At 57.8% G+C, this 19,145-nt stretch carries 20 protein-coding genes; 11 read left to right on the forward strand and 9 right to left on the reverse strand.

Annotation, left to right across the window (positions count from 1 at the left end; translation table 11 throughout):
• The first annotated feature begins 28 nt into the window (after positions 1-28).
• The gene (locus GOX75_RS20370; protein WP_254428817.1) at positions 29-325 is read left to right on the forward strand and encodes an HNH endonuclease; all 297 of its coding nucleotides are present in this window, start codon (positions 29-31) and stop codon (positions 323-325) included.
• On the opposite strand, the gene GOX75_RS15215 is transcribed toward GOX75_RS20370, so the two are convergent.
• From GOX75_RS15215 to GOX75_RS15225, 3 genes are read right to left on the reverse strand one after another with little or no spacing between them, the layout of a single operon-like run.
• The gene (locus GOX75_RS15215) at positions 326-1,063 is read right to left on the reverse strand and encodes a VOC family protein (protein ID WP_171124472.1); all 738 of its coding nucleotides are present in this window, start codon (positions 1,061-1,063) and stop codon (positions 326-328) included. It abuts the gene before it with no gap.
• Positions 1,060-1,668 carry an enoyl-CoA hydratase/isomerase family protein gene (locus tag GOX75_RS15220; protein WP_171124474.1) on the reverse strand — a complete coding sequence of 203 codons (609 nt, stop codon included), beginning with the start codon at positions 1,666-1,668 and terminating at the stop codon, positions 1,060-1,062. The genes GOX75_RS15215 and GOX75_RS15220 overlap by 4 nt, the downstream gene beginning before the upstream one ends.
• On the reverse strand, positions 1,665-2,408 hold the full coding sequence (locus GOX75_RS15225) for an SDR family oxidoreductase (protein WP_171124475.1): 744 nt from the start codon (positions 2,406-2,408) through the stop codon (positions 1,665-1,667). The genes GOX75_RS15220 and GOX75_RS15225 overlap by 4 nt, the downstream gene beginning before the upstream one ends.
• A gap of 139 nt (positions 2,409-2,547) precedes the next feature.
• On the opposite strand from GOX75_RS15225, the gene GOX75_RS15230 reads away from it, so the two are divergent.
• The 5 genes from GOX75_RS15230 (at position 2,548) to lpxK (ending at position 8,697) form a co-directional block, all read left to right on the forward strand.
• A complete protein-coding gene (locus GOX75_RS15230; RefSeq protein ID WP_171124477.1) occupies positions 2,548-4,071 on the forward strand; it encodes a DUF2125 domain-containing protein in 1,524 nt (507 codons plus the stop codon).
• Positions 4,072-4,346: 275 nt separating this feature from the next.
• On the forward strand, positions 4,347-5,693 hold the full coding sequence (locus GOX75_RS15235) for a TldD/PmbA family protein (protein ID WP_171124479.1): 1,347 nt from the start codon (positions 4,347-4,349) through the stop codon (positions 5,691-5,693).
• A complete protein-coding gene (locus tag GOX75_RS15240; protein ID WP_171124481.1) occupies positions 5,680-6,480 on the forward strand; it encodes a 3'(2'),5'-bisphosphate nucleotidase CysQ in 801 nt (266 codons plus the stop codon). Before GOX75_RS15235 ends, GOX75_RS15240 begins: the two co-directional genes overlap by 14 nt.
• Positions 6,477-7,694, forward strand: coding sequence for a 3-deoxy-D-manno-octulosonic acid transferase (locus GOX75_RS15245; RefSeq protein WP_171124483.1), 1,218 nt, complete (start codon positions 6,477-6,479; stop codon positions 7,692-7,694). Before GOX75_RS15240 ends, GOX75_RS15245 begins: the two co-directional genes overlap by 4 nt.
• 4 nt (positions 7,695-7,698) lie before the next feature.
• Positions 7,699-8,697, forward strand: coding sequence for a tetraacyldisaccharide 4'-kinase (lpxK, locus tag GOX75_RS15250; RefSeq protein ID WP_171124485.1), 999 nt, complete (start codon positions 7,699-7,701; stop codon positions 8,695-8,697).
• Positions 8,698-8,732: 35 nt separating this feature from the next.
• On the opposite strand, the gene GOX75_RS15255 is transcribed toward lpxK, so the two are convergent.
• Complete coding sequence (locus GOX75_RS15255) at positions 8,733-9,395, reverse strand: DsbA family protein (protein WP_171124488.1); 663 nt, start codon at positions 9,393-9,395, stop codon at positions 8,733-8,735.
• 14 nt (positions 9,396-9,409) lie between these two features.
• Positions 9,410-9,916, reverse strand: coding sequence for a DUF721 domain-containing protein (locus GOX75_RS15260; RefSeq protein WP_171124490.1), 507 nt, complete (start codon positions 9,914-9,916; stop codon positions 9,410-9,412).
• Between the two features lie 81 nt (positions 9,917-9,997).
• Between GOX75_RS15260 and mutY the strand changes: the two genes are divergently transcribed.
• Entirely contained in the window at positions 9,998-11,053 is a 1,056-nt protein-coding gene (mutY, locus tag GOX75_RS15265; RefSeq protein ID WP_171124492.1) for an A/G-specific adenine glycosylase, read from the forward strand.
• Positions 11,054-11,112: 59 nt separating this feature from the next.
• On the forward strand, positions 11,113-12,249 hold the full coding sequence (locus tag GOX75_RS15270; protein ID WP_171124494.1) for an alkane 1-monooxygenase: 1,137 nt from the start codon (positions 11,113-11,115) through the stop codon (positions 12,247-12,249).
• An 82-nt stretch (positions 12,250-12,331) separates the two neighbouring features.
• Here the strand turns inward: GOX75_RS15270 and GOX75_RS15275 are convergent, their stop codons facing one another.
• From GOX75_RS15275 to GOX75_RS15290, 4 genes are all read right to left on the reverse strand, one after another.
• Positions 12,332-13,714, reverse strand: coding sequence for an adenylate/guanylate cyclase domain-containing protein (locus tag GOX75_RS15275; protein WP_171124495.1), 1,383 nt, complete (start codon positions 13,712-13,714; stop codon positions 12,332-12,334).
• Positions 13,715-13,857: 143 nt separating this feature from the next.
• Entirely contained in the window at positions 13,858-14,961 is a 1,104-nt protein-coding gene (locus GOX75_RS15280) for a site-specific DNA-methyltransferase (RefSeq protein WP_171124496.1), read from the reverse strand.
• Between the two features lie 107 nt (positions 14,962-15,068).
• Positions 15,069-15,686, reverse strand: coding sequence for a ribonuclease HII (locus GOX75_RS15285; protein WP_171124497.1), 618 nt, complete (start codon positions 15,684-15,686; stop codon positions 15,069-15,071).
• A gap of 110 nt (positions 15,687-15,796) precedes the next feature.
• Positions 15,797-16,264 carry a hypothetical protein gene (locus tag GOX75_RS15290; RefSeq protein ID WP_171124498.1) on the reverse strand — a complete coding sequence of 156 codons (468 nt, stop codon included), beginning with the start codon at positions 16,262-16,264 and terminating at the stop codon, positions 15,797-15,799.
• Positions 16,265-16,441: 177 nt separating this feature from the next.
• Between GOX75_RS15290 and GOX75_RS15295 the strand changes: the two genes are divergently transcribed.
• The 3 genes from GOX75_RS15295 to GOX75_RS15305 all read left to right on the forward strand — a co-directional run bounded on the left by GOX75_RS15295 (position 16,442) and on the right by GOX75_RS15305 (position 19,079).
• A complete protein-coding gene (locus GOX75_RS15295) occupies positions 16,442-16,729 on the forward strand; it encodes a hypothetical protein (protein ID WP_171124499.1) in 288 nt (95 codons plus the stop codon).
• A complete protein-coding gene (locus GOX75_RS15300; protein ID WP_171124500.1) occupies positions 16,701-17,402 on the forward strand; it encodes a helix-turn-helix domain-containing protein in 702 nt (233 codons plus the stop codon). Before GOX75_RS15295 ends, GOX75_RS15300 begins: the two co-directional genes overlap by 29 nt.
• A 105-nt stretch (positions 17,403-17,507) precedes the next feature.
• A complete protein-coding gene (locus GOX75_RS15305) occupies positions 17,508-19,079 on the forward strand; it encodes a DUF427 domain-containing protein (RefSeq protein ID WP_171124503.1) in 1,572 nt (523 codons plus the stop codon).
• Positions 19,080-19,145: the final 66 nt, after the last annotated feature.

Genomic DNA, 19,145 nt, shown 5'->3' on the forward strand with positions numbered 1-19,145 from the left:
CCGAATCCGACGCAACTCTTGCCAAGTTATGTCAGAAATTGATCCAATCTGCCCACTTTGCGACCGTCCGATACCAGATGGGCACGGCAGCCTGCACCATCTGATCCCAAAACTCAAAGGGGGCAAGGGCGGGCCCACCGTTTTACTGCACGTGATCTGCCACAAAGAAATCCACGCAACCCTGACCGAGGGCCAGTTGGCGCGGGAATTCAATACAGTAGAGGCTTTGCGCGCTCATCCAAGGTTGGAAAAATTCCTGACTTGGGTTCGCAAGCGCCCGCCCAGTTTTCGCTCGAAAGTGCCGGGGCGCAGGCGGGCGCGATAGTTAATCGGGCCAAACTTGATCCCCAAACGCGTCCCGTACCGGGGACGAAAGCCCGCTGACCTCAAGCCCGCGATAGTCCGGGGAAGGCGCGAAAGTTCCACCGGCAACATGCTGAAACTCCAGCGTGGTATACGGCCTTTTCCACAGCCATTCCCGGTTTTCGACAGCCCATAAATCCGCATTTGGGGGCGTTTCATCCGTGAACGCATAGAAATGCAGGTCAAAACCGTATTGGGCAACATCCTGCATAGACAACAAGCGCATCCCCTGTGCGCGGCAAAATGCATCCTCGGCAGCGATATCGCCCGTGCGCAGCGTGATCTGACCAAGACGCGCTTCTGTAAAGGGATGTGACGAAGTGGCCGCATTTTCAGGCCGATTACCTTCAAAATCCCACTGCAAGAGTTCGATCACGAAGCCCTCGGGGTCTTTGAGATGGCACATGTAACCGATATCCAGAAATTGCTTCGGCTCCGAAACCTCCACCCCCTTTTCACGCAGGAAGGTCGCCGCCAGATCCACATCCGGCAGGGTTATTCCGATCTTCCAATATCGTTGCCCCTGATCGTGGCTGTATTTGCCGCCACCTGGCATCATGACCACGTCGGCGTCAGGGCCGCCGTAGCCGACACGTTGGCACACCCCTTGGCCTTGGACAGTCATGCCAAGAATGTCCCGATAAAATGCCGACAATCGTTCCGGATCAGACACGCGCAACCGAAGGGCGGATAACCTCATTCGCACAGCCTTGCGATACCCTGCGCGATTCTGGGATCGGCCTGCACACTGTCGGCAACCAGCTCATGCGCCGTTTGCATCAGCAGGTCAGGTTCTACAACGCGATCCACCAGACCAAAGGAATACGCCTCATCCGCAGTTATCTTTTGTCCCGCCATCAAAATCATCTTGGTGCGTGCCGGGCCGATCAATGCTGCCATACGCTTTGGGTCCGAAGGTTGTGGCAGAAAACCAAGCTTCATCACCGGGTAAAAGAACTTGGCCGATGGCACCGCAATGCGCAGATCGCAGGCCAGAACCATACCATTGGCACCACCGGCCAAAGTGCCGTTCAGCGCAGCGACCGTCAGGCATGGCAAGGCGGCGATGGCACCTGACAAACGCTCCCACAGGTCCGAGGTCGCAAGGCCCGCGCGGGCTTCGCCCAGATCGGCACCGGCGCTGAAAACCTTTCCTGCACCGGTCAGGATCAGGGCGCGAGCCTCAGTCGCATTTTCTGCGATTTCACACAGTTCGGCTAGCATCGCCCCGGTCAATGCATTGGCCTTGCCCGGGTTGTTCAGAGTGACGGTCCACAACCCGTCAGTCTTGGTCAGTTGGATCACGTCAGCCCCACCCTTTGCCGAATGTCTTCGCGCCTAAGCGAAATTTCAGTGCCCAGAAACTCATCCGCATCCTCGGAACACATCCAAAGCAACGCACGGGCAGGCCAATCAGCCGGGATATGATCGCTCCAATCAAGTTGGCTTACCGCGTTGATGCCGCTGGCCTTGATGACGCGCTGCATATCGGTGGCGACGGTTCCGGGCGACAACCCCATCGCGCGGATGCCGTGAATAGCTTCTTCAAGATGCAAGCACTCAGTCAGCATCTTCGCCCCCGCTTTCGAGGCGCAATAATGGCTCCACGCCTCGATAGGGTTTGATGCCGCGCCTGAGGATACGGTCAGCACAGTGCCGCCACCGGCCGCACGCATCACGGGCAGTGCCGCGCGCATTCCGTAAAAGACCCCCTTCAGGTTGATGTCGATCGCACTGCTCCACGCCGCGACATCGGCGCTGGACATGTGAAAGATCGGGTCAATAACACCTGCATTCCCGATTAAAACGTCCAATCCACCAAACCTGTCCACGCAATCGGCAACGGCTTGTTCCACCTGAGCAAAATCGCTCACGTCGCATTGCAGTGCCAGTGCGTTTTCGCCCAGCGCGTCGGCCAGGGTTGCAATTTGATCGCGGCTGCGCGCGACCAGAGCGACGTTTGCCCCGGCTGCGGCAAAAACACGCCCAGCCTCGGCCCCGATGCCGCGGCTTGCCCCTGTGATCAGTACGGTTTTTCCTTGCATATGAACCCTGTACCTCCGTTGTTTTTAAATTGTGTGAACCTCTACCGTGCGAAGGGGGAAAGGGTCCACCCCTTGCCCCTTGACGCCCGCCGCCACAGACACGACGATGCGCGCAAGATTTATCAAGAAGGGTTCTGTAATGTCCGTTTTTCTTCGCCGTAGCTGCGGCGCAGTATTTGCCTATGCCATTGTGACTCAGGGCGCGCTGGCCGATTTGACCGCGCAGGATGTCTGGAACGACTGGCAGTCCTATCTTACCCAGATGGGATATACCGTGTCCGGCGAACAATCCGTAGACGGAAACGTGACGAGCGTCAGCGACATGAGCATCGCAATGGCTCTGCCAGAGGAAGACGCCACATTCCAGATGCTGGTTCCGCAGATGACCCTTACCGAAAACGGGGACGGGACTGTCAGCATCGGTTTCCCCGAAAGCTTCCCCATGACCGTTTCAGGCGAGGGTGAGGGCGAGACTTTCTCGGCCAATATTCTCTACACCCATAACGGTCTTGAAATGGTTGTATCCGGGGCGCCCGAAGATATGACCTATGACTATTCCGCAGCCTCGCTTGGCATCAAGCTGGATGGTGTAGAGGTCAACGGTGAAGAAATGCCCGGCGATATCCTTGGCGCCAATATGGAAATGAACGACCTGACCGGCAGTTCGCGGATGAAGGTTGGCGAAAACCGCAGTGTTGATCAGACGTTCAAGGCCGCTGGACTGACCTATGGTCTGGTATTCGAAGATCCCGAAAGCGACGAAACCGCAAAGATCGACGGCAACCTCAGCCAGCTTGATTTTGAAGGCACCAGCGTGATCCCGTCCGATTTTGACATGTCGGACCCGCAAGCCTTTTACGATGCCGGGTTCGAGTTTTCGGGCCTGTTCACATACGGCTCTGGCACGACCGCGATGGCGGGCACCAGCGATGGCGAGGCGTTCTCGATGGGCAGCGAGTCCGAGGGCGGCCGCTTTGCCGCCAGCTTTGACGCACAGCGGCTGGCCTATGACGTAGAGCAAAACAGCGCAAAACTGGCTGTGACAACCGCCGATCTTCCTTTCCCGATCGAAATAGCAATGGCCAATGCCGGGCTGAAGTTCGAGTTTCCCATTCAGCAGTCCGAAGAAATCCAGCCCTTTGGATTTGCCATCAACATGACCGATTTCACCATGTCCGACGTCCTGTGGAGCATGTTTGATCCGGCGGGCGCACTTCCGCGCGATCCGGCCACAATTTCGATTGATACTTCGGGCACAGCCAAGGTCATGACCAACTTCTTCGATCCCGAAGCCGTAGAATCGCTGGAATTCGCCGAAGACGCGCCGGGCGAACTGCACTCTCTCAAGATCAACGAATTGCTGATCTCGCTGGTCGGTGCAAAGCTGACGGGTACCGGTGACTTTACCTTCGACAACAGCAACACCGAAGAACTAGGCGGATTGCCTAACCCGACAGGGGCTGCAAACCTGACGCTGACTGGCGCGAATACACTGATCGACAAACTGATCGGCATGGGTTTAATTTCGGACAGCGACGCACTGGGCGCACGGATGATGATGGGTTTGATGGCTGTTCCCGGCGAAGAACCCGATACGCTGAACTCGAAAATCGAGTTTACCGAAGACGGGCATATCGTGGCCAACGGTCAACGTCTCAAGTAACCATTTGCGAGAGAAGGCCAACCGGCCTTCCCTCGACGCTGCTGCCGGGCTGTCAGATCAAATTGACGGACGAAGGCACAGGCCCGACCCGGCAGGCCGATTTCCATAGTTTCAGGCAATGTGCCGTGATCAGCGACCCTTGGAGCCTCGTCGAAAACCTCACCAGGGTCCAATTTGCACCATAGTTTGAATTCCGGATTCGCCCTTGCCCGGCTTCAGGTCTTGCGAGCGGCGCGGTGCAACGCTAGGTCCAATGTATACAGACCGGAGACCTCATGACCCGAACACCTGAAGACATCAGCCAAGTCCTGTTGGAAACGGCCATAAAAGCCGGAGCCGAAGCAGCAGATACCATCGTGCTTGACGGATCATCGGTCTCGGTCGAGGTCCGCGGCGGGGCGCTGGAACATGCGGAACGGTCGGAAGGTACCGATTTGGGGCTGCGCGTTTTTCTCGGGAAACGCCAAGCTATTGTTTCCAGCTCGGACAGCCGCCCGGAAACCCTGAAGGCTATGGCCGAACGCGCTGTTGCCATGGCGCGTGAAGCACCCGAAGACCCCTATACAGGCCTTGCCCAATCTGACCAGCTTGCAACGGATTGGGACATTGAGGCACTGGAACTCTTTGACCCCACAGCTGAACCTTCTGCCGAAGATCTGATGCAGGACGCGCTGGCGGCCGAGGCAGCGGCGCTTTCTGTTCAGGGCGTTACTCAAGTTTCTGACGCGGCCGCCTCATACGGGACGCATCGCGTCCATCTGGCCGCCACAAACGGGTTTTCAGGCGGCTACGTGCACAGCAGCCGATCCACATCCTGCGTTGCGATCTCGGGTGAAGGCACCGGGATGGAGCGTGATTACGACGGCGACAGCCGCACGTTCCAGTCAGACCTACGCAGCCCGACTGATATCGGCCAAAGTGCCGGAGAACGCGCCGTGCAACAGGTCGGCTCCCGCCAACCCGCAACAGGGACGTATCCGGTTCTGTTTGATGAGCGTATTTCGTCATCGCTGATTGGTCATCTTCTGGGGGCCAGCAACGGCGCGGCCATCGCGCGTGGCGCATCCTGGCTGTCCGATTGTCTGGGTGAACAGGTTCTGCCTGACCACCTGTCGCTGATCGAAGACCCGCACCGCCCGCGTATTTCGGGTTCGCGCCCCTTCGATGCCGAAGGTCTGCCCACCCGACGCAGGGCCATCGTTGAAGGCGGCACCCTGACCGGCTGGACCCTTGACCTGTCCAGTGCGCGCAAGCTTGATATGGCATCAACCGGGAACGCCGCGCGGGGCGTGTCCGGCCCACCATCGCCCAGCAACTGGAACCTGAGCCTGACACAAGGGGATCAAAGCCGAGCGGAATTGCTGCGCGACATGGGCACAGGGTTGCTTGTAACTTCAATGATCGGATCGACGATCAACCCGAACACGGGCGACTATTCGCGCGGTGCATCCGGTTTCTGGGTCGAAAACGGCGAGATTGCCTATCCGGTCAACGAATGCACCATCGCAGGCAACTTACGCGATATGCTCGAACGGATCATTCCGGCAAACGACGCGCGGACATACCTGTCCCGTGTGGTTCCGTCCTTGCTGATCGAAGGAATGACACTTGCCGGCAACTGACCTGCCTCTGCTGATTGATGCCGCACTGGAGGCCGGAAAGATCGCCACGCGCTACACGGGCAGTTCTGCGCGGCGCTGGGACAAACCGGATGGCGCAGGACCGGTCACCGAAGCTGATCTGGCCGTCAACGCGATGCTTGAACGGGATCTTCCTGCCGCCCGGCCCGGTTACGGTTGGCTCAGCGAAGAGACCGAGGATTCGCAGGACCGGTTAAGCAAATCCCGCGTGTTCATCATCGACCCGATTGATGGCACACGCAGTTTTGCCGAAGGGTCACGCACATGGGCGCATTCTCTGGCCATTGCCGAAGATGGCGAGGTGACGGCGGCGGTGATCTACCTGCCGCGTCGCGATTTGCTGTATGCGGCCGCCAAGGGACAAGGCGCGACGCTGAACGGCGCGCCGATCCGGGTATCTGGCGTCACTGATTTGAAGTCCGCCGAAATACTGGCTGCAAAACCCAATCTGGACGCACGCCATTGGCTGCACGGTCACCCGCCCGAGTTCCTTCGCAATTATCGACCTTCGCTGGCCTATCGTCTGGCGCTTGTGGCTCAGGGCCGGTTCGACGGAATGCTGACGCTTCGCCCCAGTTGGGAATGGGATATCGCCGCCGGGGACCTGATCATTCGCGAGGCAGGCGGGGTATGCTCGGACCGTGCTGGACAGCCGTTGCGGTTCAACAACCCCCATCCCCGACTGACCGGAGTTATTGCGGCTGGCACTGCCGTTCACGATCTGCTTTTCGAACAGCTTGACCCGCGGGGCTCGGGGATTATCCCATGAGCAAGCCGCGCTCACTCAGCCTTGCAGCGTATCGCATCCTGTCCTGGGGCGTGCCCAACGCGACAGACGATCCCTATATTCCCAGACCTGATGGTGAGGTGATCTGGATCCACGTCGGAGCACAGGACCGGCAACGCGCGGCCGTCGACTTTTGCCAGCGGTTGCGGCAATCCCGCCCTACACTTTCGATCATCATGTCTGCACCGCCCGAGGCGGATCTTTCCAGATGGGATGCCTGCCCGCATCCGTTGGTTAATCTGCCTGCGGAACAAACCGGTGCGGCCCGCGCTTTTCTGGACCATTGGCGCCCGGATATCGGGCTTTGGATCGGCGGCGGGCTTATGCCCAACCTGATCACCCGCGCATCCGAGCGGGATATTCCCCTGATCCTGATCGAGGCTAAAGTCGACATCAAAGTCGCACGCGGTGGGCGCTGGCTGCCGGACATTACCCGATATACGTTTGACTGTTTCCACACGATCCTTGCGACCACGCCGGACGTCGTGCGCCATATTCGCCGGTTGGGTGTCTCCTCGTCCAAGGCCGAGGTCTCTCCGCCCCTGCATGTCAGCCCCAACCCAAGCCCCTGGCCGGAAGACGAGTTGATCGAGATGACGCATGCCTTTTCGGGCCGACCGGTCTGGCTGGCGGCATGGGTTCAGGACAAAGAGTTCATCTCGGTCCTCAGCGCGCATCGTCAGGCCATGCGGATGCTGCCCCGACTGGCGCTTGTCCTTCACGTCGCCGACATTTCCGAAGCCGGTCCGTTGCACAGACGCCTGGAATCCATGGACCTGCGCTGTATTAACTGGGACGATGGCGGAACCATCGAAGACAACACTCAGGTCATCCTGTCGGCAGAGCCTGAAGATCTGGGTCTTTGGCAACGTGTCTCACCTGTGACCTTCATGGCCAGTTCTCTGGAACGCGGCGCGGGCGGACAGGAACCGCTGATCGCGACCGCGCTTGGCTCTGCGGTCATTCACGGCCCATTTGTGCATCGCCATCAGCAACTGTACGATCAATTGGACCGGGCAAATGCGGCACGAACCGTAAAATCCGCGACTGAGCTTGGTGATGCCGTTGTCTCTCTTCTGGCCCCGGATTGCGCAGCGGACATGGCCTTGGCCGGATGGCAGATCGTGACCGAGGGCGCACCCCAGGCAGATCACCTGATCGACATCGTGCAGGATTGTCTGGATCAGCGGAGTTGAGTTGATGCGAGCACCTAACTTCTGGAACACCACTCCCGACAGATTGACCTTGCAAGCGCGGGTCTTGTCACCGCTGGGGCGTATTTACGCAGCCGCCACCGCGCGCCGGGTAGCCTCGGGGCCGGGTCTGAACCCCGGTGTGCCCGTTATTTGCGTCGGTAACCTGAATGCGGGTGGAACGGGCAAAACCCCAACCGTAATCTGGATCATCGAACAGTTGCGCGACGCATGGCACACAACGCATGTGGTTACTCGTGGACATGGGGGCGCGCTGGAAGGCCCGGTTCGGGTTGATCCCGCCAAACATTCCGCCGCCGAAGTTGGTGACGAACCGCTGCTCCTTGCAGCATTTGCAGATGTTTGGGTCGCCAAGGACCGCGCGGCAGGTGCGCGCGCTGCCGCAGCCGAAGGCGCCACGGTCATCGTCCTTGATGACGGGTTTCAAAACCCGTCTGTTGCCAAAGATTTCTCGATCATCGTTGTGGACGCGGAGCGGGGTTTTGGAAACGGCCTGTGTCTTCCTGCTGGCCCCCTTCGGGAACCCGTCGACATTGGCCTGAAACGCGCCGATCTTGTGCTTTCGTTGGGACAGCAAAACGCGCAGAACCAGTTCGCGGATACTTGGGGAAACGCCCTGACCGTACCCCATGCGACCGGCGCGGTTGCCCCTTTGCAAACAGGAATGGACTGGGCCGATACGCCTGTGCTGGCCTTTGCTGGTATTGGCCATCCCGAGAAATTCTTTGCAACCCTTCGCCAGCAGGGTGCCACCCTTTTGCGTGCCGAAGCGTTGGATGATCACCAGCCCTTGACGCCAGCACTAATGACGCGGCTCGAGACTGAGGCGCGCGCGCTTGGGGCGCAGATGGTCACGACAGAGAAGGATGCCGTGCGCCTGCCTGTCGCGTTTCGCAGCAAAGTCATAACCCTGCCGGTGCGCCTGAACGTGAACGAGGGCGACAAAGTCAATCAATTGCTTCTGCAAGCCGCCCCTTCACCTTGATCTGTGGCCGGTCCAAAGACCGGCCATCCCAAGACTTAGCTTCCCAGCTCGTCTTCGATCAGCTTTTTGAAGTCATCGTAAGACTGGTTGTCGACCTTCTTGCCATTCACAAGGAACGACGGGGTTGCCTGGATGCCATCGCGTTCGGCATTTTCCTGATACCAGGCCACCAGCGTCTGCGCGCGTGTTCCGTCCTGAAGGCAGGCTTCCAACTGGTCATTGTCTATACCGGCCAGACGACCGATCTTGCGCAGCTCATCCACGATTTCAGCCGGGCCGCCAGCGCGGGTCCATTCGGGCTGGCCATCATAAATCAGATCGGAAATAGCAAAGAACTTCTCGGGCCCGCCGCAGCGCGCCACCATTGAAGCCCAAAGGCCGTAGCGGTCAAAATACACTTCGCGGTAGATGAACTTGACCTTACCGGTGTCGATAAAGTCTTTCTTCAGTTGCTTGTACGGCCCAGCATGAAAATTTGCACAATGCGGGCAGGTATAGGATGCGTATTCTATGATCTCTACCGGGGCATCCTCGGCGCCCAGTGTCATTTCCACGATGGTCGATGTGTCCAGATCAGCCTCTTGCGCTTCGGCGCTGCTGATCAGCGGATAGGCAGAGTTTGAATTGGACAGCGACAGCCAATAGCCGCCAGCGGCTATGGCGACAGCCGCGCAGATTCCGGTTGCAATACGGCTCATGTCATGGCCCTTTCTCAGCGTTTTTGTTTGGTTAGTACGTTACGGCCCAGACGTTCAAGGGCTGCGCGCAGATCTCCGTCGTGAACATCCCGCGCGGCGCGGTCCGCCTCGGCCGCAATCTCTGGTTCGATCTTGGGTTTTGGCGCTTTCGGCTTGTGGTCGAAACTGGCCTGCCCCTCGGCAAATCCGGTCGGAGCTGTCTGCGTGATACGTACCCGACTGATCGCGTTATAGCCGTAGACAGCGTTCACTTTACCGCGCAATTGTTCCTTTTGCATTTCCAGCATCGGAGCCTGCGGCCCGGTGGTCAGCACAGTCAGCGTGGCCCCCATCCCGCCTTTTCCATAGCCAACCTTCACAGGTCGCGCGATCGCGGCCATGTCCTGACCCACAATTTCGGCCCAATGAGTCAAAAGGCGTGTTACGGCGAACCCCCGGCTTTCACCGGCGTGCCTGATCTGGTCGTTCAGCAATGTCGCGGTGCGTTTGAACCCGCGGGTCGAAGAACGTCTGCGCTGCATCTGGTTTCCAACTCCTGCGCCGCTATTGTAAAGGGCAGGACACTGGGCGCCAGCGAAACCCGACACGGAGATACATAAAACTTGCGTGACTCTGCCGATTTGAACGTAAGCAAGGAATTGCTGGCCTGGTATGACCGCCATGCGCGGGAAATGCCGTGGCGGGTCGGGCCTGCGGACAGGGCTGCGGGGGTGCAGCCCGATCCCTATCGCGTCTGGCTGTCCGAAGTGATGTTGCAGCAAACCACGGTTGCTGCCGTGCGGGACTATTTCCTGCGCTTCACGACCCGCTGGCCATCCGTTCAGGCTCTGGCATCAGCGCCCGACGATCAAGTCATGGCAGAGTGGGCCGGGCTGGGCTATTACGCCCGCGCCCGCAATCTGTTGAAATGCGCGCGCGTGGTGACAGATGATTACGGTGGAACGTTCCCCGACACCTATGACGCCCTGCTGAAACTGCCCGGTATCGGCCCATATACGGCTGCCGCAATCTCGGCGATTGCGTTTGACCGGCCCGAAACTGTGCTCGACGGGAATGTCGAACGCGTCATGTCCCGCCTTTACGATATTCACGATCCCCTGCCGGGTTCAAAACCGGTATTGAAGGAACATGCCACCGTGTTGACGCCCGACAGCAGACCCGGCGACTATGCGCAGGCGGTGATGGATCTGGGGGCAACAATCTGCACGCCAAAGTCCCCGGCTTGCGGCATCTGCCCTTTGCGCGACCCCTGCCAGGCGCGCAGCGCCGGAACTCAAGCTGACCTGCCTCGGAAGATCCCCAAGAAACCGAAACCAACGCGATTCGGACATATCTATATTGCTCAGGCCGAAAATGGCGACATGCTGATGGAACGGCGTCCGGACAAAGGCCTGTTAGGTGGCATGTTGGGCTGGCCGGGCTCGGACTGGTCCGACGCGCCCGAGAATTCCCCTCCGTTTCCAGCAGAATGGCAGCGGCTTTCGGGTGAGGTGCGCCACACGTTCACCCATTTCCACCTGATCCTGCAAATTTGGACCACCCAGCTTCCCCGAGGTTTGCGTCCCGAAGACCTGATTGTCGTGGAAAAACATAGGTTTCAACCCAGCGATCTGCCGACCGTCATGCGCAAAGCGCATGACCTTTGGCGCGCACGGTAACCCATTGTGCGGAATACCAGACTAGGACTAATCTTGGCGCAATCGTTCGGAGCCACTCGATGATCGCAGCAGAAACCCTCAGTCGCTGGCAATCTGCCCTCCCGTTCTGGGTATCTTTCCTGCTGATCCCGCTGATCTGGATCACCGCATTTGCGGGCGGATGGTGGGTCTTGCTGGTGCCGCTGTCGACCTGGTGGGCCTTTGCACTATTGGACCGGCTGACGGGGCTTGAGCTGGGGAACGCAGATCCCGACACCTCTGACGCAACCTTGCGATGGTATATCCTGTTGACCAAAGCGTGGGTTCCGGCGCAGTTTCTGACTCTCTATGGCCTGATCTGGTACGCATCGCATACGGATCACCTGTCATCACTGTCGAAAATCGGCCTGTTTTTTGGAATGGGTGTTCTTTCAGGCACGATCGGCATCAACTACAGCCACGAATTGATGCACCAAAAGGGCCGATTGGAACGCTGGCTGAGCGACATCCTTTTGGCGATGGTCCTGTATTCTCATTTCCGGTCCGAACACCTGCTGGTCCATCACCGTTATGTCGGCACCCCGCGGGACCCCGTAACCGCGCGCTATAACGAGGGGTTTCACCGGTTCTACCCCCGCGTTTTGTGGCAATGCCTGATGTCGGCGTTTCGCGCCGAAAAGGACAAGCTGGCGCGCAAGAACCGCCCCTGGACCGACCTCGCCAACCCCTTCTGGCGGTATTGGGCATTACAGGGTGGGATGCTGTTGCTGGCATTTCTGATTGGTGGCTGGTCGGGCTTGGCCCTATTCCTGCTTCAGGCAGGCGTCGCTATCTGGCAGCTTGAGCTGGTCAACTATGTCGAACACTATGGCCTGACGCGCAAACACCTGGGTGATGGAAAATACGAACACGTTCTACCGCGCCATTCTTGGAACGCATCGCAAAAGGCGTCCAACTGGCTGCTGATCAACCTGCAAAGGCACTCGGATCACCATTACAAACCCAACCGCCGGTTTCCGCTGTTGCAACATCACTCGGAAGACACCGCGCCGCAACTTCCATTTGGCTATCCGGTGATGACGGTCGCCGCGATGGTCCCACCACTTTGGCGCCGGGTCATGAACCCGCGTGTTCGGGCCTGGCGACGGCAATATTATCCAGAAATCACCGATTGGGCGCCCTACAACGCGTCGCGAAATCCTTTGCCAAGGGCCTGACCGCAGCGCGCATCAGCGCGCTGCCCGGCCCAACGAATTTGTTCGCACCTTTGATGCACATGAAATCGGCGGGAGACCGCCCCTATAGCACCCAGACGTCCATCCGCTCCTCGACACCGCGTACTGTCTGGTTTTCGTACTTGGCAAAACCTTCCATCACTTCCGGTAGGTTTTGGCCTTCTTGTCGCAATTGCACGTTTATTGCATCACTCAGAACGGCACGCGCGCCGAAATCGCGGGTCAATGCTTCCAGCTTGGCCGCAACGTTGACCGCATCGCCAATGACGGCGAACTCCAGCCTGTTTGCCCCGATGTCACCCAGTACGACCGAACCATAGTGGACACCAATGCCCACTTGAATTTCGGGCTCACCCTGACGTTTTCGTTCGACGTTCCAACGGTCGACTACACGCACCATGTCGCGGGCGCAGGCCACAGCGTTCGTGGCATCCAGCGGGGTTGGGACCGGAGTTCCAAACGTGGCCATCAACCCGTCGCCCAGATACTTGTCCAATGTCCCATGATGCCGAAAGACTTCGGTCTCCATGCGGGCGTGAAAACCGCGTAGAACCTCGATCACCTCATAAGGGTCCCGCCCGGCGGCGTATTTGGTAAATCCGACAATATCAATGAACAGAACCCCAATGTTTTCCTTACGCACCTGTTTGAGGGGTTCGTCATTCTGGCTTAACTGATCGACGACATTTGGCGAGAAATACCGGGACAGGTTTGCACGCTCTCGCTCCAGACCGGCATTGGTCAACAGCAGTTGATTGAGACGCCGCATCGAGATGCCAAGCGTTACAGCAACCATCATAAACACGATCACCTGCTGAACCCGCTGTGACGGCATAAAGCTGTTGGGGTCAAGCAGTTCAGCCACATCCGGGTAACCTGACAAAGCCTGCGCGACACGTTCACTAATGCCCGGTATCGGGGTCGAGACCCACCACGCAATCACCCATCCCACCGTCCACATCAACGCAGTCCACGAACCGATTGCAACAACCGTGCGCCATGAATAGGCCAGCGTACCTGCGGCCAGAATAATGAAGAAATACTGAAAGTTGTCGAACCGGTACTGCATGGCCAATGGCCGCACGTCATCGCTGAACGGGTTGGGCACGATCATGCCCAAGGTCATGATCACAAGGTCCACGAAGATCAGCAGAAGTTCGGTCCGCGATTGCCCAACCTGACCAGCCCTGCGGATCAACCAGCCGTTTGCGCAAATCAATAGTAGAATGAAATGATACCACATCACTTCCCAATGCGGGTTCAGGAAGATCAGCAATATTCCCGTCAGACCCATGGCGATCCAACGCGCCCTGACCGCCAACTCCAGCCCTTCGCGCTTGTGCCGTTCTAACGCGGCTTCGGTATATTTGTTGTCCAGATCGTACTGATCCGGGCGCGTCACAAAAAATCGACTGAACCGAGATTCGTTGGCTGCGGTGTCCGACATGGCTGAGGCTCCTTCGGTGCATTGCACATCCTAGAAGTCTCACATCGAAAGGGGAATGTGAAAAACAAAAGACCCCGCCGAGATCGGCGGGGCAAGGCTTAGTGCCTTGTGTCAGGCCACAGGCACCGGCGGTATTCGTGAAATCAGTTATGCATCTCTGATCGGATCTGCTGACGCAGCACGTCGATCGGTACGGTCTTTCCGTCGCGCTTGAAGCACCAATAGGTCCAGCCGTTGCAGGACGGCGCGTTTTCCAGATGCGCCCCAACCTGATGGATCGAGCCTTTGACGTTGTCGCCCACCAACGTGCCATCGGCGCGGACCTTGGCCTTGTGGCGCTGGTTCATAGAGTACAATTCCTCACCCGGGCGTAGCATCCCGCGCTCGACCAACTGGCCGAACGGTACGCGCGGCTCGGCGCGTTTGCTGGTGCTGACCTCCAACGCCTCGCGGTCAAATTTACGGACCTTGGCGATGCGTTTCTCGGCCACCTTGCGATAGCTTTCCTCGCGTTCGATGCCGATAAACTCACGCCCCAACATCTTGGCGACGGCACCCGTTGTCCCCGTGCCGAAGAACGGATCCAGCACCACATCACCGGGATTGGTCGAGCCAATCAGTACCCGATGCAACAGCGATTCCGGCTTTTGCGTCGGATGTGCCTTGTCGCCGTTTTCATCTTTCAGACGTTCATGCCCTGTGCAGATCGGCAGCACCCAGTCGCTGCGCATCTGCACACCTTCGTTCAGGGCCTTCAGCGCCTCATAATTGAACGTGTATTTCGCGCCCTCGCGCTTGGACGCCCAGATCATCGTCTCATGCGCGTTGGTGAACCGCTTGCCACGGAAATTCGGCATCGGGTTCGACTTGCGCCACACCACGTCGTTCAAAATCCAGTATCCCGCGTCCTGCAGGGCCGAGCCCACACGGAAGATGTTGTGATACGAGCCGATCACCCAGATTGCGCCGTTAGGCTTTAGCAGCCGATGCGCTGCCTTCAGCCAATCGCGTGTGAATTGGTCATAGACCGCAAAGCTGGAAAACTGATCCCAGTGGTCATCAACCGCATCCACCTGACTGTTATCAGGCCGATGTAACTGACCTTTCAACTGCAAATTATAGGGTGGGTCCGCAAAGATCAGGTCAACCGATGCCTCGGGCAGACTGTTCATCACGTCGATGCAGTCACCGGATAGAATCGTGTTTAAAGGGAGCGCTTTCGCGCCCTTTTTGGTGGTTGTCGTCATTATACTGCCTCAAGTATCCACGGCGCTTTTGCGCTCATTTGGTTGATACAAGGATGAGTCAAAGACGATTCGCCGTCAATTTCTTTTTTGAATCAGCGACTTACGATTTACTCTTGATACAAGATATTGTGTACAGGTTTAAACGAACGTCTATGGTGTGGGGTCACACCAAGATTTTGCAGCGCCTCCCTGTGTTGTTTTGACGGGTAACCGGCGTTTGTCTCCCATCCATAGCCGGGATGCTGTTGCGCCAAATCCACCATCACCTGATCGCGCCAGTTTTTCGCAATGATAGATGCGGCTGCAATCGACACCGAGTGCGCATCGCCTTTAACCACGGCCTGAGAAGGGATCGTCAGCCCGTGCGGAATCAGGTTTCCATCAATCAAAAGATAGTCTGGCGGCGGGTCCAGCGCGGCCACAGCCCGTTCCATCGCAAGATGCGAGGCACGCAAGATGTTGTGTTCGTCGATCTCAGCAACACTTGCTTCGGCTATTGCGAACTCAGCCCGCGCGCGTATTTCGGCATCCAGACCGGCACGGCGCTTGGCAGTCAGCTTCTTTGAATCGTTCAGCCCCTCGGGGATGTCATCGGCGTTCAGGATCACCGCCGCAGCAACCACCGGGCCTGCCAACGGACCACGGCCAACCTCATCCACACCCGCGATCCGTTTATAGCCCTGCGCAATGGTGGCTTTTTCCAATTCGTAATCAGGTTTCGTCATGCCTTGGAAAGACCGTGTTTCAAGACCGATCGCAAGCAAAAAGGAGGGGGCAGACTGCGCTGCCCCCTTCCCCGCGGCGCTTCTGTGACGCCGCTCCTGCTCGAACCCGATTACTGGTAAACCACGCGGTATCCTTTTTGGCGTAGGCAGGCAGGCTCATAAGCGCGCTTGACCTTTTTGCCGTTCCAGAAACCGACCTTGCACTCTTGCGGCAGGCTTTTGACATGCTTGTAATGCTTCTTCAGACACGCAGGCCCCAGCAGCGGACGCTTTGCCGAATATCTATCGAATGTGCGCAGGCATTTTTGTGGCAAGTCGTATTTGGCAACACGGCCCGGTAGCGGACGCACAGGATAGTAAGAGGGGTCGGGCTTGGCCTTGTAGACAGGTGCCCGGTTTCGGCTGGCGCGCTCTTTGTCTTTCTCTTTGTTGTAGTAGTGGACACCAGCGCCGATCAGCGCGATGGCGGCCAACCCTCCGAGTATATCCCTGGCATCTGCGGCCCGCGCCTGAGACACAGAAACGCCGGTGATGGCAATTGCCGTGGCCACGATCAGAGTAATGAATTTCCGGTGCATGGTATTTGTCCTTTTCCAAGTGCTAGGGCGATCCGGCGCGGTGGCCGTTTTCCTTACCTCAACACTGGTCGCAGCCCTGAAAGACACGCAATAACGGGCGGGTGTTATCAAATATCAGCGCCCCGAAACCCCTTGAGTTATTGAATATCGCGCCGAGCCATGCGCAGGATGCAGCCTATGAAACAGATCTTCTCTTCTCTGGCTGTCTGCGCCCTGATATCGGTCGGTACTGCCGCATCCGCGGCGGGATGCTATGCCGATTACAAGGCCAAACAGGACAATCCTTTGCGCCTGCACTACGGCGTCATGCAGGTATCCGCCTGCGACAAGGGCAAGGCAAAAAAAGAGATCTCGCAACGCCTGCGCGGCTCAGGATGGACCTTGCTGAACGTGATGTCGGTGTTTGGGCCGGATGGGTTGGACAAAAGGAAGGCCAATGCCGGACAATTCTATCTCCGTTACTGAAGCGCGGCGATCCGGGACACGGCTGGTCGGCGTCGGCATTGCGGCGATCGTTCTGATTCTGATAACCGCCGCCATTTTTCTGTTCTGGACCTTGCCCGACGCCAACGCCTTTAACGCGCGCGTTGAACGGCTGTTTGTCGAAAGCGACCTGACCTCGCCGGCCGAGATCCGCCTGCTGGAAATTCTCGCACAATCGGGAACAGCCTTTGCGGATACTCTGTCCAGCTACAGGATGGTCATTTTTGTTCTGTTGGTCTTCGCCAGCACCATGCTCGTCACGGCGCTGGTGTTTCTGGTGATGCTCGTGCTGCTGAACCGACGGATGGCGCAGATCGAAAGGACGGGCATTCAGGTGACCTCGTTGCTGATCAGCCGCGAAGAAAACACGGTTTATCTGAACAATATGGACTTCAAACTGACACCTGCCGCGATGGAAACGCTGGCGGTTCTGGCCGAGTCCAGACTGGACGACGAAATGCTGTCCGGCGCCCAGATTGAGGCCGTCATTTCCGGCAAAGACGCCTCGGATTGCGAAGAAGCCGCTGGTGCGACGCGGATCAAGCGGCTGCGTGATGCCTTAGGAAACCAGATGGTCAGTGAGTTGCTGGTCAAGAATATCGCTAAGAAAGGCTATATGTTGTCGATCGACAAAGATGTAATTCAGATGGTCTGACCAAACGGTTCCGCACACTGGTTATCCGGGAAACCGTCATCTCTGCCCCTTGGAAATTCGGGAAAAATACCCATCATTAGGGAACCTGCGCCTCGGAGGTTGATCATGAACGTCCACGCCACACCGCAATCCACAGGGTATCGAATTTCGGTCGAATCGTTGAACGGATCGGTCGCGATCTACCGCGGCGATGTGCTTTTGGCCAAAAGCGATAATGCCAAGGTCATGTATGAAACCCGGCTGTCCCCAACAATCTATATCCCCCGCGAGGACGTATGTGTGGATCTTGGAGAAGAGACCGAGTTCCAGACCTTTTGCCCATTCAAAGGAACCGCGACCTATCACGACGTCGTATTGAACGGTCAACGCCTGCAAAACAGTGTCTGGGCCTATGAAGAAGCTTTGCCGGAAAGCAAAGCGATTCAAGGTCATATCGGTTTCCTGTCGTCAGCCTATGACCGGATCGACCTGGGCGAAAATCGACTTCGGGAACCCGATGATGGCAGTATCAGCGGCCCTTTGATTGACTGGCTGATGCGCGGCGCGTCCGAGCTTACGACCTCTGAAGACTTCACCAAGGCGCTGGCCGAGAAGATGCTGGAACACGGGATAGCGATTCAGCGCCTCAGCATTCTGGTCTGGTCGCTGCACCCCCTGATCGCAGGTAAACACTATATCTGGGAAAAGGGTGAGGCCGAAATCTCGACCAACGTACCGACATACGAAATTCACGATCACCCGGCCTATATCAACAGCCCGCTTCGGCATGTGTCGAACGGGCAGGGTGGTGTGCGCCAAAGGCTGAATGACGACAACCCTCACAACAGCTTTCCAATCATGGAGGATTTGCGCGCCAAGGGGGCAACCGACTATGTCGCAATGCCCCTTCCCTTTTCGGACGGCCGCACCAATGTTCTGACGTTAACCTGCGATCATCCCGATGGCTTCACCACTGAAAATCTGGGTTTGGTGTTTGAATGCTCATCGGTCATTGCACGGTTCTACGAAGTCTTCATGCAGCGTGAAAACGCACAGGTTCTGCTAGAGACCTACGTTGGCAAGCGATCGGGCGCACGCGTTCTGGGGGGCGAAATTCGGCGTGGCGATGGTGACGAAATCGACGCGGCCATCATGTTTTGTGATCTTCGCAACTCGACCATCCTGGAAGAGCGGCTTGGGCGAACGGACTATATTGTCCTGCTGAATGACTTTTTCGACACTGTGTCGGATATTGTGCACGATAATGGCGGCGAGGTTCTGAAATTCATCGGCGACGCGGTTTTGGCCGTTTTTCCGGAAAGTGACGATGCGATGACCGCCCGCAGCAACGCGCAGCGTACGGCCGTTGAAATCGTCGAGAAGCTGGGCGATCTGCGTCAGGCGGGCTCTGACCTGCATTGTGACTGTTCTATTGGCGTTGCTTACGGACGTGTGACATACGGCAATGTCGGCTCACGCGAACGGCTGGACTTTACCGTTATTGGGCAGGCCGCAAACATCGCGGCACGGTTAGGTGAATACGGCAAGACGGTGGATCACCGGATCGTCGTGTCGGCTGACATAGCACCCGCCTGCGCCGACGCTGTGCCATTGGGGGACGTTAAGCTTCACAATGTTTCACGGCCTGTGTCGTCCTTCGCGCTCAGAACTTCGGCGGATGCTGTGCTGAATTCCTGAGCCAGTCGCAGTCCTGCAGCATGGTGGTGTCTGGCCAAAGCGGAAACAACTGAACGTCCCGGCCCT

Origin of the sequence: Ruegeria sp. HKCCD7251 (assembly GCF_013031165.1) — a bacterium.
GTDB lineage: Bacteria > Pseudomonadota > Alphaproteobacteria > Rhodobacterales > Rhodobacteraceae > Ruegeria.